Annotated in this window: 1 pseudogene; it reads right to left on the bottom strand. The window is 58.4% G+C overall.

The features are described 5' to 3' along the window. Window positions 1-234: 234 nt before the first annotated feature. A pseudogene (locus tag ACMX3H_RS20130) lies at window positions 235-1,845 on the bottom strand (ATP-binding protein); the annotation flags it as partial. Window positions 1,846-1,897: the final 52 nt, after the last annotated feature.

Genomic DNA, 1,897 nt, shown 5'->3' with positions numbered 1-1,897 from the left:
TTTTTGGCGGATCACTTTGTCTGCAAGAGTGGATCACTTTGTCTGCGGCGCTACACCCGCCTCGGCGTTATCCGGCATAGCACGTCTTCACGTTATCCGCGCCAGATTATTCGGCACAATGACGCTCCTGATCTTCGCGTCCACCTTGGCCGATTGACGCCCCCCGGCGTTCGCCCCGGTTTTAACCGGAGATAGCGCGGCACGCCTTCATGCTGCCCGCGGCAGCCTTCGCTCTCAATCTTCAGCCGGTTTTCGCGCCGGGCGTACCTTTTGGCTGTAGGCCGTAAGCACCGGCTGCAGCACCTCCAGCGTCACCGGTTTTGATAAGCAATTGTCCATCCCCGCGTCCAGACAGCGCTGTTTTTCCTCTGCCAGCGCGTTGGCGGTAACGCCGACCACCGGCGTCACCCTGCCCTGAGTACGCAGCGCGCGGGCGAATTGATACCCATCCATGTTCGGCATATTGACGTCGCTCAGAATAATGTCCACCGCCTGCCGGTTTATGACATTCAACGCATCCAGCCCGTCGTTGGCGGTAATGACCTGATAGCCCAGCGAACCCAGCTGATCCGCCAGCAGCCGACGATTGATGGGGTGATCGTCCACCACCAGGATCAGGATATCGTCGTTCGCGCCGCTCGTGGTTAGCATCACCGGCGGCACCGGCAACGCCGGACCTGTCGCCTGTTCACTGCGATAGAGGTAGTTGAGCAACAGCGGGAGATCTCCCGCAAACGCCGGACTGACGTGCCAATAGCCGGGGCGGATTTCCTCCGCCGGACCGATATGCTCGTTGGAGAAGCAAATCGTGGCGCGCGCCGTCCCTTCCGGCTGCTGCGGATCATCGCACAGGAAAATATCGTCGACGCTTAACGCTTCGTCGTGATAGTCCAACACCGTCAGCCCCTGATGGCGCAATAGCAGCTGCAGATAGCGTCCCAAGGCGCTATTACGCACCGCCAGCCAGCAGGTATGACCGGCGGCATCCTGTGTCTCCACCGGCCGGGCAACCGCCTGATAAAGCGGCAGCCGGATGCTGAAACGGCTGCCGATACCGCGTTCGGACTCCACGGCGATATCGCCGTCCATCAAATTGACCAGTTTTTCACAAATCGCCAGCCCCAGGCCGGTGCCCTGGGTCGGGCGCTGACCACCGTCGCCCAATTGCACAAACGGATCGAAAAGGCGCATCACTTCCCGCGGCTGCATGCCAACGCCGGTATCCCGCACGCTAAACTGCAAATAGCCGTCCCTGCAGTACACCGCCACCACGATACTGCCGCTGCGGGTAAATTTAATGGCATTATTTAATAAATTGGACAGCACCTGCTGCAGACGCACCGGATCGCCGCGCAGGCTGTCCGGCACGTCGGGATCGATAAAGCAGTACAATCCCAGGCGTTTTTTCACCACCAGCGACAGGTAATTGCCAACGATATAGCTCACCGTCTCACGGGGGAAATAATCTTTCGGTTCAATCTTCAACTGCTCTGATTCGATTTTGGAGAAATCGAGAATGTCGCTAATGATGTTGAGCAGCAGCGTAGAGGAGTTACTCATCGGCATGACCAGCCTGTCGACGCCGTCCGGCAGCACCTTGGTTTTCAACAGATCCAAGTTGCCGATAATGCCATACAGCGGCGGGCGCAGTTCGTGGCTCACGGTCGCCAGGAACATCGACTTGGCCTGGCTGGCCTGTTCGGCGGCGGCGGCCATATCCTGCAACGACTCCTCCATCCGCACGCGGGCGCTGACGTCTACCAGCACGCAAATAGCGACGTTCTGGTTACGATAGCGGGAATGGACGAAGCTGATTTGCAAGTTGGTGTTGTTGCTGGTAATAAGTAAGCGCCCCGTGGAGGACGTCTTGAATTATTGGTGGGTTTGTTGTATAGCC

It is taken from the genome of Sodalis sp. (in: enterobacteria), from assembly GCF_047607725.1.
Lineage (GTDB): Bacteria > Pseudomonadota > Gammaproteobacteria > Enterobacterales > Enterobacteriaceae > JBLKSS01.
This window is presented reverse-complemented; position numbering and strand designations above follow the sequence as displayed.